Source organism: Nakamurella multipartita DSM 44233 (genome assembly GCF_000024365.1).
Lineage (GTDB): Bacteria > Actinomycetota > Actinomycetes > Mycobacteriales > Nakamurellaceae > Nakamurella > Nakamurella multipartita.
In genome coordinates this window covers 3,150,696-3,168,517 of the sequence record NC_013235.1, presented here as the reverse complement: position 1 = coordinate 3,168,517, position 17,822 = coordinate 3,150,696, and the positions used below count along the sequence as shown (strand labels likewise).

17 protein-coding genes are annotated in these 17,822 nt (G+C 68.2%); 10 read left to right on the top strand and 7 right to left on the bottom strand.

What is annotated here, in order from left to right; all coding sequences use genetic code 11:
• The first annotated feature begins 46 nt into the window (after positions 1 to 46).
• The 5 genes from NAMU_RS14300 to NAMU_RS14280 all read left to right on the top strand — a co-directional run bounded on the left by NAMU_RS14300 (position 47) and on the right by NAMU_RS14280 (position 5,461).
• Positions 47 to 1,804, top strand: coding sequence for an FAD-dependent oxidoreductase (locus NAMU_RS14300; protein ID WP_138180216.1), 1,758 nt, complete (start codon positions 47 to 49; stop codon positions 1,802 to 1,804).
• Positions 1,801 to 2,622, top strand: coding sequence for a shikimate dehydrogenase family protein (locus NAMU_RS14295; protein WP_015748110.1), 822 nt, complete (start codon positions 1,801 to 1,803; stop codon positions 2,620 to 2,622). Before NAMU_RS14300 ends, NAMU_RS14295 begins: the two co-directional genes overlap by 4 nt.
• A 5-nt stretch (positions 2,623 to 2,627) precedes the next feature.
• Positions 2,628 to 4,211 (top strand): FAD-dependent oxidoreductase, encoded by a 1,584-nt coding sequence (locus NAMU_RS14290; RefSeq protein ID WP_217180417.1) that lies wholly within the window; start codon positions 2,628 to 2,630, stop codon positions 4,209 to 4,211.
• A 26-nt stretch (positions 4,212 to 4,237) separates the two neighbouring features.
• Positions 4,238 to 4,540, top strand: coding sequence for a YciI family protein (locus tag NAMU_RS14285; protein WP_015748108.1), 303 nt, complete (start codon positions 4,238 to 4,240; stop codon positions 4,538 to 4,540).
• A gap of 123 nt (positions 4,541 to 4,663) precedes the next feature.
• Positions 4,664 to 5,461, top strand: coding sequence for an HNH endonuclease (locus tag NAMU_RS14280; RefSeq protein ID WP_052307949.1), 798 nt, complete (start codon positions 4,664 to 4,666; stop codon positions 5,459 to 5,461).
• A 94-nt stretch (positions 5,462 to 5,555) separates the two neighbouring features.
• On the opposite strand, the gene NAMU_RS14275 is transcribed toward NAMU_RS14280, so the two are convergent.
• Positions 5,556 to 5,861 (bottom strand): hypothetical protein, encoded by a 306-nt coding sequence (locus NAMU_RS14275; RefSeq protein WP_041368980.1) that lies wholly within the window; start codon positions 5,859 to 5,861, stop codon positions 5,556 to 5,558.
• Positions 5,862 to 6,206: 345 nt separating this feature from the next.
• On the opposite strand from NAMU_RS14275, the gene NAMU_RS29360 reads away from it, so the two are divergent.
• Positions 6,207 to 6,437 carry a hypothetical protein gene (locus NAMU_RS29360; RefSeq protein WP_015748105.1) on the top strand — a complete coding sequence of 77 codons (231 nt, stop codon included), beginning with the start codon at positions 6,207 to 6,209 and terminating at the stop codon, positions 6,435 to 6,437.
• A 58-nt stretch (positions 6,438 to 6,495) separates the two neighbouring features.
• On the opposite strand, the gene NAMU_RS14265 is transcribed toward NAMU_RS29360, so the two are convergent.
• Entirely contained in the window at positions 6,496 to 7,800 is a 1,305-nt protein-coding gene (locus tag NAMU_RS14265; RefSeq protein WP_015746559.1) for an ISL3 family transposase, read from the bottom strand.
• 90 nt (positions 7,801 to 7,890) lie between these two features.
• Between NAMU_RS14265 and NAMU_RS14260 the strand changes: the two genes are divergently transcribed.
• Together NAMU_RS14260 and NAMU_RS14255 are read left to right on the top strand one after the other, a co-directional pair.
• Entirely contained in the window at positions 7,891 to 8,367 is a 477-nt protein-coding gene (locus NAMU_RS14260; protein ID WP_015748104.1) for a hypothetical protein, read from the top strand.
• A gap of 483 nt (positions 8,368 to 8,850) precedes the next feature.
• Positions 8,851 to 9,339 carry a hypothetical protein gene (locus NAMU_RS14255; protein WP_015748103.1) on the top strand — a complete coding sequence of 163 codons (489 nt, stop codon included), beginning with the start codon at positions 8,851 to 8,853 and terminating at the stop codon, positions 9,337 to 9,339.
• 50 nt (positions 9,340 to 9,389) lie between these two features.
• On the opposite strand, the gene NAMU_RS29355 is transcribed toward NAMU_RS14255, so the two are convergent.
• The 5 genes from NAMU_RS29355 to NAMU_RS14235 all read right to left on the bottom strand — a co-directional run bounded on the left by NAMU_RS29355 (position 9,390) and on the right by NAMU_RS14235 (position 14,798).
• Positions 9,390 to 9,671 (bottom strand): hypothetical protein, encoded by a 282-nt coding sequence (locus tag NAMU_RS29355; protein WP_015748102.1) that lies wholly within the window; start codon positions 9,669 to 9,671, stop codon positions 9,390 to 9,392.
• Positions 9,672 to 9,704: 33 nt separating this feature from the next.
• On the bottom strand, positions 9,705 to 10,481 hold the full coding sequence (gene istB / locus NAMU_RS14250; protein ID WP_041368974.1) for an IS21-like element helper ATPase IstB: 777 nt from the start codon (positions 10,479 to 10,481) through the stop codon (positions 9,705 to 9,707).
• Positions 10,482 to 10,614: 133 nt separating this feature from the next.
• On the bottom strand, positions 10,615 to 12,150 hold the full coding sequence (istA, locus tag NAMU_RS14245) for an IS21 family transposase (RefSeq protein WP_041368972.1): 1,536 nt from the start codon (positions 12,148 to 12,150) through the stop codon (positions 10,615 to 10,617).
• 141 nt (positions 12,151 to 12,291) lie between these two features.
• Positions 12,292 to 12,609 (bottom strand): hypothetical protein, encoded by a 318-nt coding sequence (locus NAMU_RS14240; RefSeq protein WP_015748101.1) that lies wholly within the window; start codon positions 12,607 to 12,609, stop codon positions 12,292 to 12,294.
• 944 nt (positions 12,610 to 13,553) lie between these two features.
• Positions 13,554 to 14,798 (bottom strand): IS256 family transposase, encoded by a 1,245-nt coding sequence (locus NAMU_RS14235; protein ID WP_015748100.1) that lies wholly within the window; start codon positions 14,796 to 14,798, stop codon positions 13,554 to 13,556.
• Between the two features lie 168 nt (positions 14,799 to 14,966).
• Between NAMU_RS14235 and NAMU_RS14230 the strand changes: the two genes are divergently transcribed.
• The gene (locus NAMU_RS14230) at positions 14,967 to 15,779 is read left to right on the top strand and encodes an NlpC/P60 family protein (RefSeq protein ID WP_138180214.1); all 813 of its coding nucleotides are present in this window, start codon (positions 14,967 to 14,969) and stop codon (positions 15,777 to 15,779) included.
• Positions 15,780 to 15,872: 93 nt separating this feature from the next.
• A complete protein-coding gene (locus NAMU_RS14225; protein ID WP_012814020.1) occupies positions 15,873 to 17,426 on the top strand; it encodes an IS1182-like element ISNml3 family transposase in 1,554 nt (517 codons plus the stop codon).
• Positions 17,427 to 17,822: the final 396 nt, after the last annotated feature.

Sequence of the window (17,822 nt, the reverse complement as noted above, 5' to 3'; positions counted from 1 at the left end):
GTTGGACAGGACATACTCTGGCTGCGAGCCTTGACGCATGCCACCGATGCCCAGCGACGTTCACCGTGACAGTCACCGCGAGCCCGACGAGCAGGTCGACCTGCTGATCCTGGGCAGCGGAGCGGGCGGCCTGTCCGCGGCCGTGACCGGCGCCCACGAGGGCCTGTCCGTCCTGGTGCTGGAAAAGACCGAGTTCCTGGGCGGCACCACTGCCTACTCGGCCGGCACCTGCTGGGTCCCGGGCAACCACTACCAGCGGGCCGCCGGGATCACCGACGACGCCCAGGTGGCCAGCGGCTACCTGGATCGGCTGGTCGGGGACAAGGCGCCGCGCGAGGTCCGCGAGTCCTACCTGGCTCACGGCGGCGAGGCCATCGACTACTTCGACGCGCTCGGCGTGAAGTTCTGGCATTCCGCGACCGTCGTCGATTACCACCCCGAGATCGAAGGCGCCAGCCTGGGCGGTCGCGCGCTGGAACCGCAGACCTTCGACGGGCGCCTGCTCGGCCCGGACGACTTCAGCCGGGTCCGGCCGCCGGTGCCCGAGTTCGCGCTCTTCGGCGGCACCATGATGGTGCGCCGGGCCGAGGTCAACCGGCTGCTGACCTTACTCAAGGGCTCGCCCCGAGCGCTGCCGCTGGCCGGCCGGCTGGGCGCCCGGTGGGCCACCGATCGGCTGCGGTACCGCCGCGGCACCCGGCTGGCGATGGGAAACGCTCTGGTCGCCAACCTTTTCCACCAGCTCAAGCAGCACGGCGGGCGGGTGTGGTTCACCGCCACCGCGACCCGGCTGGTGACCGACGAGACCGGCCGGGTCACCGCGGCGATCGTCGCCTACCAAGGTCAGGAGCGGCGGATCCAGGTGCGCCGCGGCGTCGTGCTGGCCGGGGGCGGGTTCTCGGCCAGCACCCGGTGGCGGCGCGAGTTCCTGCCCGAACCGACCCCGCAGTACACCCGGGCGAGTGAGGGATCCACCGGCGACACCCTTTCCCTGGGCATGGATGTCGGGGGTGTGCTGAGCGCACCGCAGGACGACAACGCGTTCTGGTTCCCCAGCTCCGTCGGGCGGCGCAAGGACGGCTCGACCGCGGTGTTCCCGCACATCTGGGACCGCAGTAAGCCGGGCATCGTCGCGGTGGGCGCGGACGGCCGCCGGTTCGTCGACGAGTCGGTGTCCTACCACCGGTTCGTCCGGGCCATGTACGCCAGCGGTACCGTGCCGGCCTGGTTGATCATCGATTCGCGGGCGCTGCATCGCTACGGCTTGGGCCTGATCCGGCCCAAGCTGCCCCAGGCGTACCTGCGCAAGTACCTGCAGTCGGGGTACCTGCACCGCGCGCCGAGTATCGGTGAGCTGGCCGTCTCGATCGGCGTGGACGCCGCCGGGCTGGCCCGCACCGTCGCCGACCACAACCGGTTCGCCGCGACCGGCGTCGACGACGAGTTCGGCAAGGGCACCAGCCCGTTCGGCCGGCAGTACGGCGACCCGGAGCACACACCCAACCCCTGCCTCGGGCCGATCGACCAGGCGCCCTTCTACGCGATCGCGCTGGTGCCGACCCCGCTGGGCACCTCGCTCGGACTGCGCACCAACGCCGACAGCCAGGTCCTGAACGCCGCCGGCGATCCGATCGTGGGCCTGTACGCCTGCGGGAACGACGCCGCCTCGATGAGCGCCGCGGAATACCCCGGCGCCGGCTGCCAGGTCGGCGGCGGCCTCATCTTCGGCTACGTCGCGGCCCGGCACGCCGCCCGCGCGGCCACCGACATCACCTCCACCCCCGCAACTCAGGAGATCCGATGAACCCCTATCCAGCCCTGTCCGGCCAGACGCTGGTCGTGCCGATCGTGGGCGACCCGATCGCCCAGGTGAAATCCCCGGACGGCATCACCCGCGAGTTCGCCGCCCGTGGGTGTGCCGGCGTTGTCGTCCCGATGCAGATCAGCGGCGACCACCTGGACGCGCTCATCGCCGGATTGACCCCCTCGGGCAGCATCGGCGGCCTGATCGCCACCGTGCCGCACAAGTTCGGCGTGGCCCGGCACTGCGGCACCCTGACCGACCGGGCGGCGTTCCTCGGCTCGGTGAACGTGGCCCGGCGCAACGCCGACGGCACCTGGCACGGCGACCAAGTCGACGGAGCGGCCTACGTGTCGGCGGTGCGCGCGAACGGCGGTGACCCGGCCGGCCGGCGGGTGCTGCAGATCGGCGCCGGCGGGGCGGGCACCGCGATCGCTCTCGAGCTGTTGGCCAAGGGCGCGGCGGAACTGGCACTGCACGATGCCGACCCGGTCCGCCGGGACAGCCTCATCGCCCGGCTGCAGTCCCGGTTCCCGGACCGCGTGGTCGGCGTCGGCACCCCTGACCCGACCGGATTCGACCTCGTCGCGCACGCCACTCCGATGGGTATGCGCCCCGGCGACCCCTTGCCGATCCTGATCGAGCAGCTCACGCCGGACACCTTCGTCGCCGATGTGGTCACCCAACCGGCCGTCCCGCCGCTCATCGAGGCGGCCCGGGCGCTGGGCTGCGGCACCTCGACGGGCGGCGACATGTTCACCGCCGTCGCCCAGCTGATCGTCGACTTCCTGCTGGCCGACGGCCCGCTGGCGGGACGGTGATGACCATGACCCTCGACCTGGATCTGGACGTGGACGTGGCGGTGATCGGCAGCGGGGCGGCCGGTCTGGTCGCCGCATGCCGGGCCGCCGACGGCGGACGCACCGTCGTCGTGCTGGAAAAGGCCGATCTGCTCGGCGGGACCTCCGCCGTCTCCGGCGGGGTGGCCTGGATGCCCAACCACCACCTGATGGGGCCGGACTACCCCGACTCGACCGAGGCCGCGCTGACCTACCTGACCACCGCCACCGGCGGCCAGGTGCCGGCGCAGACGTTGCGCTGGTACATCCGGACGGCGGGGGAGGCCGTGCGCTGGCTCGACGAGCGCACCCGGGTGCGGCTGGTCGCGCTGCCCCGACCGGACTATCACCCGGACTGGGCCGGCGCCGCCCGCGGACGCGGATTGGACGTGCAGCCGTTCGACGGCACCGAGTATCCCGGGGTCACCGCCCGGATCCGGCCGCCGACCTACTTCCCACCGATCACCATGACCGAGCGAGACGCCATGGCGGCCAGCGGGTTCGACGCGGAGTTGATCGCCCACCGGAATGCTGCGGGCACCCGGACGATGGGCGGCGCCCTGGTCGCGTCGCTGGTGGTCTCGGCCGAAGAGCGGGGTGTGCAGATCGTGACCGGGGCCGGGGTCGACGAGCTCCGTCCGGACGGGGACGGCTGGCGGCTGACCTCGGCGGCGGGCACCGTCCGAGCCCGCGCGGTGGTCCTGGCCTCCGGCGGCTTCGAGTGGAATCCGCGGCTGCAGGCGGCATTCCTGCCCAACCCGGTCACCCCGATCAGCGCGCCCAGCAACACCGGCGACGGGCTGGAGCTGGGACTGGCCGCCGGCGGCAGCGTGGGCACCATGCGCGCGGTGTGGGGGGTGCCGGTGCTGCAGGATCCCGATCACCGTTACGACGGCCGGCCGTCCGGCCGGATGGCCAACGTCGAATTGACCCTGCCCGGGTCGATCATGGTCAACGCCGCCGGACGCCGGTTCGTCAACGAGGCGGTGAACTACCACGACCTGAACAAGGTGTTCCGGACGATCGACCCGAACACCGGTCAGCACGAGCACATTCCGGCCTGGCTGGTGGTGGACAGCGGGTACGTCTCGCGGTACTCGATCGGCGGCACCCCGGTCGGCCAGGTGCCCGGCTGGGCGATCAGCGGATCCACCGTTGAGGAATTGGCCGCGGCGCTGGCGATCGACGCGTTCACGTTGGCCCAGACGGTCGCCGAGTTCAACAAGTACGCCGCCGACGGGCACGACCCGCTGTTCCACCGCGGTGAATCCGCCGCGGACCGGTATCTGGGCGATGCCCGGCAACCGCATCCGTGCCTCGCTCCGCTGACCCAGGGACCGTTCCATGCGATCCCGATCAGGCCCGGCACCCTGGGCACCTGCGGCGGTCTGGTCACCGACGAGGACGGGCGGGTGCTCAACCGGCGGGGGGAGCCGGTCGGAAACCTCTACGCGGCCGGCAATGTCGCCGCCACCGTGTTCGCCGACGCCTATCCGGGCGGCGGCGCCACCCTGGGCTCGGCCATCACCCGCGCCTTCGCCGTCGGCCGGACGCTGGCCGACACTCTCTGAACCCCTCCAACGTCGAAAGGCCTCATATGTCACTGCACGCCGTCATCTACCGCTACGCCGACGATCCGGCCCGGCTGGACGAGCACCGTCCCCGGCACAAGGACTACCTGGCCTCGCTGTTCGAGCAGGGCCGGATCGTGATCAGCGGACCGCTGACCTCCGGCGGACCCGGCGCCCTGCTCATCCTGGACGCGGACGACGCCGACCACGTCGCCCGCCTGCTGGACCAGGATCCGTTCTGGTCGCTCGGTCTGATCGCCGACCGCCAGATCCGTGGCTGGGCGCCGTTCTTCGGCGCGGCCAAACTGGATTCGCCGACCGCGGGGTAAATGGCCAGCGGCGTCCGAGAAATGCTGGCCCAGGGCGGTTTCCGCGAACGACCGGTGATGTCGAGGCAGTTGAGATGGTCGATATCGTATATAACCTGAGGTGAATCGACTAAAATCAAACACATGTCGAGCTGCCAGCAGATCTCCGCGATGGTTGCGGAACTGGCTGCCCTGAATGCGGCGTCCGACCCTGAGCGGATCGAGCTGCTGTCCGCATTGGAGCGAGTGAAGGGGGCTGTGGCGGCGGCGCAGGCCCGGTTGACTGATGCGTTCGCGGTCTCGCAGCGGGCCCGGTTGCTGGCGGTGGATCGGCGGGTGAGTATCCGGCCGGCGCCGGACTGTATGGCGTATGTGACGGCGTTGCTGCCGACGGTGCAGGGGGTGGCGGTGTTCGGGGCGTTGCATCGGGCGGCGCTGGCCGGGGCGGTCGACCCGGACGAGCATCGGAGCAAGGGTCAGATCATGGCTGATGAGCTGGTGCGGCGGGTGCTGACTCCGGGCGAGGGTGCAGCGGAGGTGCCGGGTATCGAATTGCATGTGGTGATGACCGACCGGACCCTGCTCGACGGTGATGATGAGCCGGCGCAGGTCGTCGGGTACGGGCCGGTCCCGGCGCCGGTGGCCCGGGACCTGGTCCGGGCCGACAGCAAGACCAAGGTGTGGGTGCGGCGGTTGTATACGAACCCGGAGACGGGGGAGTTGGCCGGGACCGACGCCCGCAAACGGGATTTCCCCGAGGTGGCCCGCACCTTCCTCACGCTTCGGGATCAGCTGTGTCGTACCCCGTGGTGTGGGGCGCCGATCCGTCATGTTGATCATGCGGTGGCGGTGGCCAAGGGTGGGGTGACGGATCTGCGGAACGGGAACGGTCGGTGTGCCCGGTGCAACCTGCGGATACGCAAAATATGCACGTTCGGGTGACGGGCCGTAATGCCGTCCTTCACCCGGAGCCCGCGACCGGCAGGACTCGGCTCGTTGCCGGATAGGCACCTGACCTGCGGAAACGCGGCTCTTGTCAGTCGTAGTAGTCATCGACGATGCGCGGCCGTTCCCAGTAGTCCGGCACGAGCATGGCTTGAAAGCGCAGCCATCGCGCCGCCTTGACATCGTCCTCGGGCGCGAAGTAGGCGTGCACGGTGGTGGCCACCGCGTTGCGGACGATGGGGTTGATCTTGGCCATCTGACGGTCGGTCAGGCTGTCCTCGATCCCACCGCCGTGGATCTCCTCGAGCGCGTTGCGGACGGCCATGGCGATGATGGTCGCGACCCGCGCAGTGTTGTCGTCCAGCTCGTCATGGTCAGGCCTGGCCAGGGAGGTCACGGTGCCGAGTATCGAGGCCCGCGTCAAGATGCGCCCCTCGTCACTCGCTCACCGATGGTCACGTCGGCAAGGCGGGCGCGGCGGGGAAACGCCGATGGAGTCGGAATACCGCAACTCTCGGTAGCAACGCGTCGCATTGGCCGCGGAAATTGACACCTGGGTCAGATGCGGATGGTCCCCGCGCGCCGGATGATGGGCGCCTCGACAAGGGGGGCCATGGCGATGACAGAATCACGCGTGCTTCAGTTCGCGCTATCCGGCGATAAGTACTGCGACCAATACGGGTCAATGTATTGGTCGGTGGGTCTACCTGATGGCCGGGAAGTCATGCTTAGAGCCGACCGAATGGAAATCACGGACGGCGTACTGACAGCGTGGACTTACAGTCGCATCGACCCGGCCGACGATGACAGAGTCAGGCGCATTCCGCGGGACGAGCCGTACGCGACGATGGCCTTTGCGCCCGGCGCCTGGATGACGTTTTACGCCGCATCGATGCTCGACGGCCGGCCGGTCGCCGCCGATCACCTCGCTGCACCGTCGAAGCCCTCGGACTGGGCGGCGGCTTCGAGATGACCGCGACCGAATGCATGGTGCTACGTTGCGCCCAGCCGGGGACCGAGCTTTACCGGCTCTACGCAATCAACCTGGGTCGGTGTGGTCGGATCCGTGCCGGTTGTTGATCTTGCCTGATGAGGCCGTGGTTGAGAAGTAGTCGCAGACGGTAGTTGGCGAACGATCGGTAGCCGCGGGCGATCCGTTTGGTGTTCTTGATCTTCAGGTTGAGGTTCTCGGTGGGTCCGTTGGATAGGGCGGGGTTGTCGAACCGGGCCAGGTACTCGGTCCGCCACGCGACCAGAGTGCGCCCGAAGCGGGCGATCTCGGGAACCGGGCAGGTCTTGGCCAGGGTGATGACCTGCTCGGCCGCGGCGCGTCCGGCGGCCCGGTCGGGGTTGGCGTAGGCCTGCATGACGTTCTGCGCGACGAGCCAGGCGGCGGTGATCTCCTCGTGCGTGTCCGCGTCGGTCAGTGCGGCCCGCAGTCGGACCAGTTGCCGGTCGGTGAGCCGGTCGTAGCGGCGCCGCAGGATCCGTCGTACCCGGTACAGCGGGTCGCCGGCCCGGCCGCGGTGCCCGGTGGTGTCCTGCTGCACGCGGCGGCGGACCTGGTCGACCGCGAGAAGCACGATCTTGACGATGTGGAAGGCGTCCAGCACGCGCGTCGTCGCAGGTAGATGCGCCGAGAGCGCGGTGGCATAACCGCGGAACGGGTCCAGCGACGCGGTCAGAACGGCGGACCGCCAGGCCTCGTCGCGGTCGGTCAGCCAGTCGCCCAGGACTCGGCCGGAGCGGCCCGGTACGACGTCCAGCAGCCGCGGTGGGCGGCCCGGGGTCAGGTCGGCGACGCCGGTGGCGTACTGGGTGTGCCGGGTGCCGGTGGCCCGCAGGAACGAGGTCTCGTCGACCCCGACCGCGCTCACCCCGGCCAGCCGGTCCGGGTCCTCGACCAGCGGGGTGCCGCGGTCAACGACCTGGGTCATGATCGTGTGCCAGGACACGCCGAGTTGGGCCGCGACCCGGGACACGGCCCGGTCGTGGTGGCCGACCTGCTCGAACGCCCACTGCTGCGCACGGTCGGTGAGCACCACACGCGGGGCGATCGCGTCGTGTTGCTCGGTCCAGGTCTTCTTCTCGCACAACCCGTATCGACACTCGAAAATCCGCTTGCACCAACGGAGAACGACCGGCACACCGCCGGCCGGCAGGTCCCGCACGGTCACCGTGCGCCGGTCCTTGACTCGGGCGACCGCGCCGCAGGTCGGGCAGCCCGTCGGCTCCCGCCGCGTTTCCACAAGCAGGTGCCATTCGTCGTCGAGCACGTCGCTGGACACCACCCGGAATCCGGGCAGCACGAACACACCGGTAACGTCATCGCTCACCTGGGGCCTTCCTCACGGGTCGCATTCACTTGGCGGTGAACACGGATCGTGAGGACCCCAGGCCCCACATCAGCGCATCTCAGCCCCGGCGTGTCGCCCCGGGATCAAACCCCCACCCAGCTTCAAAGCGAAGAGCCGCTTTACCGGTACGTGCCCGGCGGGCCGGGCGGCCCGTTGATCGATGAAGTCTATTGCGCCGAGCACTGGCGCGAGATGACCAGCGGAGCGCCGTACCGCCGCGTCTCCGATTACGAACTCGGAAGCAACGCCGATGCTGTTGTGATGGGCGCCGATGTCTTTGCCGATGGAACGTGCCTATTGGTATCCGACGCCGATGAGCATCTGCCCGTTCTCATCGGCAGCACTGACGTCGTGCGTGCCGGCGGGACACCGTGGAACGGCCAGCGCTACGCCCGGATCGGCCTGAATGTGGACAAGGGACGTGGGCCCGAGATGATCTGGCTCGGCATCCATGAGAATCAACTTGGACGGCTCCGCGCGGCACTGGACCAGATCGAGAAACGCTTTGGCTTCGGCCAGATCGAAGCACCGACCAGCAGCAATTAATTCCAACTTGGCAGGAACTACTGCCCGTTCTTCCGGCGGGCGCGGCCCAGACCATCTCGACTGAGTACGGAGCGATCTCCCACACCTTGGGCAACAGATTTATCACGTGGCGGATCCTGTGGTCGGACTCCCACGGGAATCGGTGGGTTGTCAACGGTCGAGACCAGGAGCACGACGTCGCGCACCATTACCGCCCAGGAGAGTCGCCCCCGCAACACGCCGGCCCATCCATTCCCGGGTAGACCCGGCCGCCGCACTCGCCGCCTGCCGGGTGTGGGCGAACTGGGGGGGTATTCAGGCATAACGCGCTCTGTGTGTGAAAATGACCTATGCCACGGGGACCGGCGCGAGCGGGGGTAGGGGGTCCGGCCCCTGGGGCAGAAAGACCCAATGGTGTTGACTTCGAGTCTTCCTCGGCGTCCTGTGATGCCACTTGGCCGCATTCGTGGTTGACTTCCCCGCAAGGGATCGCTGGGGGGCGCAATGACCTACGGACAACCCAACTCTGGACAGTCGGGCTGGCAGGCTACTCCGGCGGCGCCGAAGCAGCCGATGTCGACACTGGCTGCACTGCTCATTGCGAGCGCGGTCATTGCCGTTACGGTTGGCGCCGGCCTCGTCATTTCGCGATTGACCAATGGTTTCACCGCCGTGGGATCGCTGACCTTGGACCATAACTGCTACACCGTCAGCAGTGGATACAACGACATCCGACAAGGCGCGCAGGTCACGGTCAAGGTCGGCGGCAATACGGTCGCGGTCGGTCAACTCGGCGAAGGTCAGGAAATCGAGGATCTGAGTGACGTGGACGTTGACGATATTCAGCAAGGCGCGGGGACGTGTCGGTACCCGTTTTCGATTGCCGACATTCCGGGTGGGCATGACTTCTACGAGATCCAGGTGAGCCATCGAGGTGGGCTGACCTATACCGAAGAGGAGCTGCGAAGCGGAGTCGCCCTCTCGCTGGGCTGAGCACACCGTGAGCGGCCCCGTCGTGATGCCGGTTCGGCCACAGGTCAGCGCTACTTGATCCTCCTCAGCCCTTGGTATGGGGCACCGATGGCCGCCTCGATCTGGTCGCACCACTCACGCGTGTCGGCAATGGCCCGACGTAGTTCGTCGTCGAATTGCCGATCGATCCGGACCACTTCCGCGATCCGTTTAATTCTGAAATCGGCGCGTCCACGGTAGAACTGACCGAAAACACTATTGACGTTGCTGGCGAACTGACCTGCCTTGATTACTTCTAGCTGATCATTGATCGCGGTGTCATCAGTCACGAAATTCCCCAGGGCTGCTGTCACGTAATTCCCCAGGTCGGCCCTGCTGGTCTGGTTCTACCGGTCGGCGGGCGGTGGTGTCGAGTCGGCTCGCCCGGGCCGCTTGCGGGGCCGGTAGGACGGTCCGTCCATGAGGACCTGGTGGCTGGTGTTGATCAGTCGGTCGAGCAGGCTCTCGGCGACGACGGGGTTCGGGAACAGCGGGTACCAGTCGATTGGCTTGCGGTTGCTGGTCAGCACCAGCGGCCGGTGGTGCACGGCCCGCTCCGAGATGAGCTCGTAGAGGTCGTCGGCCTGGGCGGCGGTGTGCTCCCGGAGGGCGAAGTCGTCCAGGATCAGGACGGCGGGTCGGGTGTACTCGCGGACCCGGGCACCCCAGGTGCGGTCTGCGTGCCCGCCGGCGAGGTCGGCCAGCACCCGGCTGGTCTTGGCGAAGCGGACCTCGCCGCCCCGCCGGGCGACGAGGTGCCCGAGGGCTTGGGCGACGTGGGTCTTGCCGACCCCGACCGGGCCGAACAGGATGACCGATTCGCCGGCGCCCAGCCAGCGTAGGGCGGCCAGGTCCCGGATCTGCGGGGCGGGGATCTTCGGGTTCGCGGCGAAGTCAAAGCCTTCGAGGGTGACCTGTTCTTCGAACCGGGCGCGGCGGACGCGGCGGGCCAGGGCAGCGGTCTCCCGGCGGGCGATCTCGTCCTCGCACAGGACCTGCAGGAACTCCAGGTGGCCCAGGGTGCCGTCGCGGGTCTGGGTCAGCCGGGCGTCCAGGGTCTGCAGCATCCCGGTGAGCTTGAGGGTGCGTAACGCGTCCCGCAGCGATGGGTCCAGGATCGTCATTGTGTGGTGTTTCCTCTCGATGAGAGTAGAAGGAAGACAAAGGAAACGAAGTCCGGTGAGCGTGGGGCGGGCCAACCGCCGAAGCTGGCCCGGGGCTGGACCGGCCACCCGAGCGGGGCCCGTCGGAGCGGAGTTAGCCGAGGAGTTGCTCGGGTCCGCGCAGGAACGCGGGTGTGTCCGCGGCAGCGCCGGCGGTGGGTTCGGCCGGTGGGGCTTCGGCGTGCACCGCGAGGATCCCCTTGATCGTCCGGTAGCGGGGATCGCCGACGGCCAACGCGCGGGCGCAAGCCGCTTCCAGCCGGTCCGGGCCGATGCCGGGACGGCCGGCCAGGCCGATGATGCCTTGGGCCGAGCGGAGCCGGTGGATCGCGGTGTGCTCCATCAGCTCGTCGATGACGGCGGCGGTCGCCGGACCGATCTTGCTTGCCTCGTTGCGGCACCAGGTCGGGTTGCGCATGTGGAACGCGATCTTCTCCGGCGGGTAGTGCTCGAAGTCGGTCGCCCGTCCCCTGGGCAGCCTGATGTGGGTGGCCACGACCTTGTTCTCGTGCAGGATCTGCACCGTGCCGCCGGCCGTCCGAGCGTGCAACTGCTGTCCGATCAGCCGCCACGGCACCGAGTAGAGAGCGGGGCCTACTTTGAGGTGGCAATCAACCCCTACTTTGCCGACCGACCAGGTCGCGAGGACGAACTCGTTGCGCGGCAACGGTTGCAGAGCCGGGGCCTCGACGGCGTCGAAGACCGACCGGGGCGTTGCGCCGTCCAGGCTGCGGTGTTTGCGGACGTTCGCGACCTCGTCACACCAGACCACGGCGGCCTGCTGGATCTGTTGCAGGCTGGTGAAAGTGCGGCCCCGCCAGAACGAGTCACGCACGTAAGGCATGGCCCGTTCTACCCGGGCCTTGTCCTTGGGCTTTCGGACCCGCGCCGGGTCGGGCAGCACACCGTAATGGCTGGCCAGCTCGGCGTAGGCCCGGTTCATCCTCGGGTCGTACAGGTCCGGCCGGTCGACTCCGGTCTTCAGATTGTCCGGCACCAGCCGGGCCACGCAACCCTGGAAGTACTCGAACGCGAGCACATGGCTTGCACACCAGGATGTCTGGTCCAACCGGAGCACCGGGTGCACGAACATCAGCCGGGAACATGCCAGCACCATCACGAACGCCCACAACGTCCGCCGCCGGTCGGTGGCCGGGTCGACCCACGACCCCAGAGCGCCGTAGTCGATCTGTGCTTCGCTGCCCGGTTCCACCGGCGGCCGCGGCGGCGACGCCCGGTGACGGGCGACCTGCTCGGTCAGGTTCGCGTTCATCCATCGCCGCACCGACGACTCCGACGCGATCAGCCCATGCTCATCGGTCAGCCGCTGGCTGATCGTCGCCACCGTCACGCCCTCGCCGAGTTGCTCGACGATGTAATCCCGATGCGCCTCAATCTGCGGCCAAGTCACCTGCCGCAACCTTCGGTCGACCACCTGAGGAAACCACTGCGCGATCCGCTGCTCCCATACCTGCTCGCCGACCGGCGGGCCGCCGGGCACCAGGCCCCGCTGCACCAGCGGCGCCGTGTACTTGCGCACTGTCTTCCGATCGAGGTTGAGGCTGTCCGCGATCTGCGACTGAGACCGGCCCGCCTCCCAGTGCGTGAACAACTCCAGCAGATCCACCACGTCGAAGCTCCTCCTGCCCATCACCGCTCCCGTCCGGGCCACCTGACGGCCGGCGGTGAGCGTGAACTGCGAGCAGGACCCACCAGCCGACGGCACGCCGTCGTCCCCATGGGGAATTACGTGACGCACCAGGGTGGGGAATTACGTGACGGACACCCACCCCGACCTGGGGAATTTCATGACCGCTGACAATCGCGGGATTCGGATGCCCAGCCGCGACCGGGTCGAAATCGTCGCCGTCAAAACCTCGAGATCAGATGCTTCCAGCCACTCGCATTCCTCCTGGGTCAGCGGTTCCTCATCGCCGGTGGAGGGTGTCATCTCGGCAATCTCGCGGTCTACCGCGTTGCGGGCGCGGATGAGTGCGCCGCGATGCACGGCGATACCGTCGGTGTTGCGGCTGAATCGGTCGTCGCCGGTCAGGCGTTCAATTCGGTCGGAAATCTTGCCGGGTTCCAAGGCGGCATCCCGAAATGCGTCAGGGAGTGGCCTCCGACGCGGTGGCTTTCGCGGTTCATGATCATCTTCTGTTCGGTCCTGAACGTTTGTTGATCTTGAAACGCTCTTTGCTTTTCGCTACGTGACCGAAATATCGCAGGATACTTCGGGTGCCCGGTTTACCGCGTCATCGCGCTGTCGAGCGACCTCTCGCCCGTCGACCCGGATTACGCACTCAACGTAACCCGCCGTCTCGGCGAGGCTTTCGATGTGGATCGCGGCTCGGTCGCCTGGGCTAATGCTCACGTTCTGCGTGTCGGGGAACCAGGCATTGAAGGTGCGGTTGACTCCCGAGCCGTCAACAAACGTGACCTTCCCGGCTCCCGTGGAGTCCTTAGGACAGTCGCCGGGATAATCACAAGCCTTTGCGATGGCCGGATCCCACCCGTTCCATCGGCCCGTGATTTCGTAGGTAACGCGCCGGACGTTGGGATCGTCGGTCGACGTGCTTGTGGCAGAGGGAGCGCTGCACGAGCTTAGGCCGATCACAGCAGCGGCGGTGGTCAAGGCAGAAAAAAATCGCCGCAGCGGTCGTGCCGTGGCTCGCGGGTGCCAGGCAGGGCCGTTAGGAAGGGGATTCGATACCAACGCCGCGCTATGCGCGACTATCCACTGCGACGAGCGTCCTCCTTCGACGGGCCCGAGCAACAACACACCCACAGCGGTTACGGATCTTGCCCCCATGGCTGAACAGTATGAGCCGGGTACCTGCCGTGCGGACGACCTCGACTGGCGGGAATTTGGTGACGGCGTGTAGCGGGTTTGCACCCCGACCACCCAAGTCAGGCACGTGGATACCCGCCAGGGAGTACGACATCCAGTGGCCGGGTGCCGGTTGACCGGTGTGGTCAAGCCCAGCTGAGTGGTGTACGTGACGAGGTCCGGCCGCCGGTGATCTTCGTTGGTCAGGCGGCGGTGGTGATCGCGGGCGTGGTGCTGGTGTCCTCCTTCGCGTCGGGTCCGTTGGCGGTCTGGGAGCGGGCCAGGACGTCGATGCCAAGGTAGCGGCGGCCCTCGGTCCATTCGTCGTGTTGCTCGGCCAGGACGGCGCCGACGAGGCGGATCAGAGCGCCCCGGTCGGGGAAGATCCCGACGACGTCGGTCCGGCGGCGGATCTCTTTGTTGAGCCGTTCCTGCGGGTTGTTGGACCAGATCTGCCGCCAGATCTCCTTCGGGAACGGGGTGAACGCGAGCAGGTCGGCCCGGGCCTGGTCGAGGTGATCGGCGACCGCGGGCAGCTTCTCGGCGAGCGTGTCGATCACCCGGTCGAACTGGGCAGCCACGGCTTTCGCGTCGACCTGGTCGTAGATCGAGTGCAGCATGGTCCGCACCCACGGCCAGCTGCTCTTCGGGGTGATCGACATCAGGTTCACCGCGTAATGCGTGCGGCATCGCTGCCACGAGGCACCCGGCAGGGTCGCGCCGATCGCGGCGACCAGGCCGCTGTGCGCGTCGCTGGTGACCAGCCGGACCCCGGACAAGCGCCGGGCGACCAGGCCACGCAGGAACGCCAACCAGCCGGCGCCGTCCTCGCGGCTGGTCACGTCCAGGCCCAGGATCTCGCGATGCCCGTCACCGTTGACCCCGGTCGCGAGCAGGGCGTGGACCTGCACGACCCGGCCGCCCTCGCGGACCTTGAGGACCAGCGCGTCGGCCGCGAGGAACGTGTACGGGCCCTGGTCCAGCGGGCGGGTGCGGAACGCCTCGACCTGCTCGTCCAGGTCGCGGGCCATGATCGACACCTGCGACTTGGACAGCGACGTCACGCCCAATGCTTGGACCAGTTTCTCCACCCGCCGGGTCGAGACTCCCAGCAGGTACGAGGTCGCGACGACGGAGACCAGGGCGCGTTCGGCGCGGGTCCGCCGTTCGAGCAGCCAGTCCGGGAAGTACGACCCGGACCGCAGTTTCGGCACTGCCACGTCCAGGGTGCCGACCCGGGTGTCGCAGTCCCGGTGCCGGTACCCGTTGCGGGAGTTGACCCGGTCCGGGCTGCGTTCGCCGTAGCCGGCGCCGCACAGGGCGTCGGCCTCGGCGCCCATCAGCGTCTGAATGAACGTGGACAGCATCGAGCGGAGCAGGTCCGGGCTCGCCGACGCGAGCATGTCACCGACGGCGGTCGTCGGGTCGTTAGGCTGGGCAGTGGTCATCGCGTGATGTCTCCTTCGACAGACTGTGAGAGGTCCTTCGAAGCCTCACGCGGTGGCCGTCCTCGTCCCGGGACCGACACGCCCCGACCTGCCTGGTCAGGGGGTCAAGGTCGATCAGTGGTCGTACACCACTCTGGTGGACTCAACTACCGGTGTCACAATCCGTGAGTGAGTATCGCTGACAGTGACAGTCCTCGGGCGGCGTTGCGCCCCACGAACGCCGTTCCGGACTACCGCTCACCGTATTCGGTGCAGTTCAGCCGGCCGGCCCACGAGCGCACGGCGAACTTCGACCAGGCGCCGTGGTGCGATCCGCGGGCGCAAGCACGCGTGCCGTTCGAACATTGGTACACGGAGTCGACGCGGGCGCGGTGGGGATCCTGGGGCCCGCCGGCGATGCGGTATCCGCCGCCGGTCGACCGGCCACATGGTCGGCTGGCCCGCGAACGAGTCGTCACCGTCGCCGCCGCGCTGATTGGGCTGGACTACCAGCACCATCACGTGCCGTCCTGGGCGCCGCCGGCCGATTGGCCGCACAAACCCGTGCGGTCCGGCCGGCGCGGACCGGGCATGGATTGCAGCAACTTCATCGGGTTCGTCTATTCGTACGCCCTGGGCGTCGATCTGCCGACGGGCGTCGGCGCGCAATCCGAACTGCACCGGAGCACCAGCGAGGGCTCGTTGTTCTCGCGCCGGGTGCAGGTCCTGCCGGCCGGTGACTACGACGCGTTCGTCGCGACATTGGAGCCGGCGGACATCTTGTACATGCATTCCGATGCCGGCGTCGTCTCGCACGCCGTGCTGTGGCTCGGCGACTGCGGCGTCGGCGGGTCCGTGCCGTTGGTGATCGATTCCGGCGGCGGCGGGCGGATCGACGCCAACCACAACGAGATTCCGGCCGGCGTCCGGATCCGGCCGTACCGACGCACCGGCTGGTACGCCCGGAGCACGGTGTACGCGCATCGGATAATCCCGGGCTGAGGCCGTCCGGCGCTCCTGGGGCGGTTCTAGGACGCTCCTGAATTATCCGTATGTCGGCCCCTGTTGATCTTGTGGGTTCGGGATGATCTTGGTGTGCAGGGTCGGTCGCGGGATCAGCGTGAGTTGTTGGATGCCGAGTCGGTAGTCGGTGGGCTGCTCAAGCCGGGCAGCGTGTTCGCGTTTCTGGCCGCGCACCGTCGGGAGGTGTTCCCGGACGGCATGTTCGCGGATCTGTTTCCGTCGGGTCGGGGCCGCCCGTCAGTGCCGGCCGACGTGATGGCGTCGGTGATTGTGCTGCAGGCTCTGCACGGCCTGTCCGACGCGGACACGGTGGACTCGGTGACGTTCGATCTGCGGTGGAAGGCAGCGTGCGGGTTACCGGTGACCGCTGCGGCGTTCCATGCCACGACATTGACGTACTGGCGGCGTCGGCTGGCCGCTTCGCAGTCGCCGAACCGGATCTTCGACGCGGTCCGCCAGGTCGTGGACCAGACCGGGGTGCTGGCTGGAAAGAGCAGGCGAGCGTTGGATTCCACGATCCTGGACGACGCGGTCGCCACCCAGGACACGGTCACCCAGTTGATCGCGGCGATCCGCCGGGTCCGCCGCGAGGTACCCGGCGCCGCCGAGGTCGTCGGCGAGCACTGCTCGGCTCACGACTATGACGACCCGGGCAAACCGGCGATCGCCTGGAACGATCAGCAGGCCCGCGAGGCCCTTGTCGATGCGCTGGTCACCGACGCGCATCGGGTGCTGGGACACCTGCCCGACCAGGAGCTCGGACCGAAGGCGGCGGACGCGGTCGCCCTCTTGGCGTTGGTCGCCGGGCAGGACGTGGAACCGGTCGAGGGCTCGGACGGCACCGACGGACGGTGGCGGATCGCGCAGCGGGTCGCCCCGGACCGGGTGATCTCCACCGTGGACCCGGAGGCGCGGCACGCCCACAAGACCGTCCACCGGCGGCAGGACGGGTTCAAGGCACACATCGCGGTCGAACCCGACACCGGTCTGGTCACCGCCTGCGCGGTGACCATGGCCAGCGGACGCGGCAACAGCGACGCCGAGGTTGGACCCACCTTGCTGGCACAGGAGACCGAAAAGCTGCACGTGCTGGCCGATTCGGCGTACGGATCGGGATCCGCGCGGGCCGAACTGGACCATGCCGGGCACATCGCGTTGATCAAGCCGTTCCCGCTGCGGTCGGCCGTGCCGGGCGGGTTCACCCTGGACGACTTCACCGTCGACCCCGAGGCCAGGACGGCCACCTGCCCGAACGGGGTGACCCGGTCGATCACCGCGCAATGGTCCGTCACCTTCGGAGCGGCTTGCCGCGGCTGCCCGCTCCGGGCCCAATGCACGACCAGCGACGCCGGTCGATCGCTGAAGCTGACCGAGTACGAAAGCCTGCTCAGGGCGGCCCGTCGACAAGCGGAAACCGAGGACTTCCAACAGGTCTACCGACGGCACCGGCCGATGGTCGAACGATCGATCTCCTGGCTGGTCCGCGGCAACCGCAAAGTCCGCTACCGCGGCGTCGCCAAGAACGACCACTGGTGGCACCACCGCGCCGCTGCGATCAACCTCAGGCGAATGCTCACCCTCGGGCTGACGCGGGTGAGCGGGACGTGGACCATTGCACCGGCCTGACCGGCCGGCACGAGACCTCACCGGGCCGTGAGCAACGGCCCGTCCCTCCGATCAGTCAGGAGAATCATCCAGGGCCGGGCGACGACTCAGGACCACGCCTGACAGCCCGATCACGCGCGAACGCTCCCACTGTCCCAAAGCGAACTCCCGAACCCACAAGTGACCGTTATTCAGGAGCGTCCTAGAGCGTATCGCCGATAGGCTAATTATGTCAGTCAATAGGAGCATTATTGCATCAGATGCACCAGCCATTGCCCACTCGGCCAACTTCTGCCATGTGTCCGGCTGGGTTCCACTCGTACCGTGGAGCGTCCTTTGAGCCGCGGTGATTGGTTCGGTGGTGGTGGGCCGCTCGTGTAGTGGTCTTCGCGCAGTGGTCCTGATGGAGTTCCTGAG

Excerpts from the sequence above, each read along its gene's own strand:
- NAMU_RS14285 (WP_015748108.1), top strand. The coding sequence starts at position 4,238 with ATGTCACTGCACGCCGTCATCTACCGCTACGCCGACGATCCGGCCCGG.
- istB (WP_041368974.1), bottom strand. The coding sequence starts at position 10,481 with ATGACGATCCTGGACCCATCGCTGCGGGACGCGTTACGCACCCTCAAG.
- NAMU_RS14280 (WP_052307949.1), top strand. The coding sequence starts at position 4,664 with ATGTCGAGCTGCCAGCAGATCTCCGCGATGGTTGCGGAACTGGCTGCC.
- NAMU_RS14255 (WP_015748103.1), top strand. The coding sequence starts at position 8,851 with ATGACCTACGGACAACCCAACTCTGGACAGTCGGGCTGGCAGGCTACT.
- NAMU_RS14295 (WP_015748110.1), top strand. The coding sequence starts at position 1,801 with ATGAACCCCTATCCAGCCCTGTCCGGCCAGACGCTGGTCGTGCCGATC.
- NAMU_RS29360 (WP_015748105.1), top strand. The coding sequence starts at position 6,207 with ATGGAAATCACGGACGGCGTACTGACAGCGTGGACTTACAGTCGCATC.
- NAMU_RS14300 (WP_138180216.1), top strand. The coding sequence starts at position 47 with ATGCCCAGCGACGTTCACCGTGACAGTCACCGCGAGCCCGACGAGCAG.
- NAMU_RS14235 (WP_015748100.1), bottom strand. The coding sequence starts at position 14,798 with ATGACCACTGCCCAGCCTAACGACCCGACGACCGCCGTCGGTGACATG.
- NAMU_RS14290 (WP_217180417.1), top strand. The coding sequence starts at position 2,628 with ATGACCCTCGACCTGGATCTGGACGTGGACGTGGCGGTGATCGGCAGC.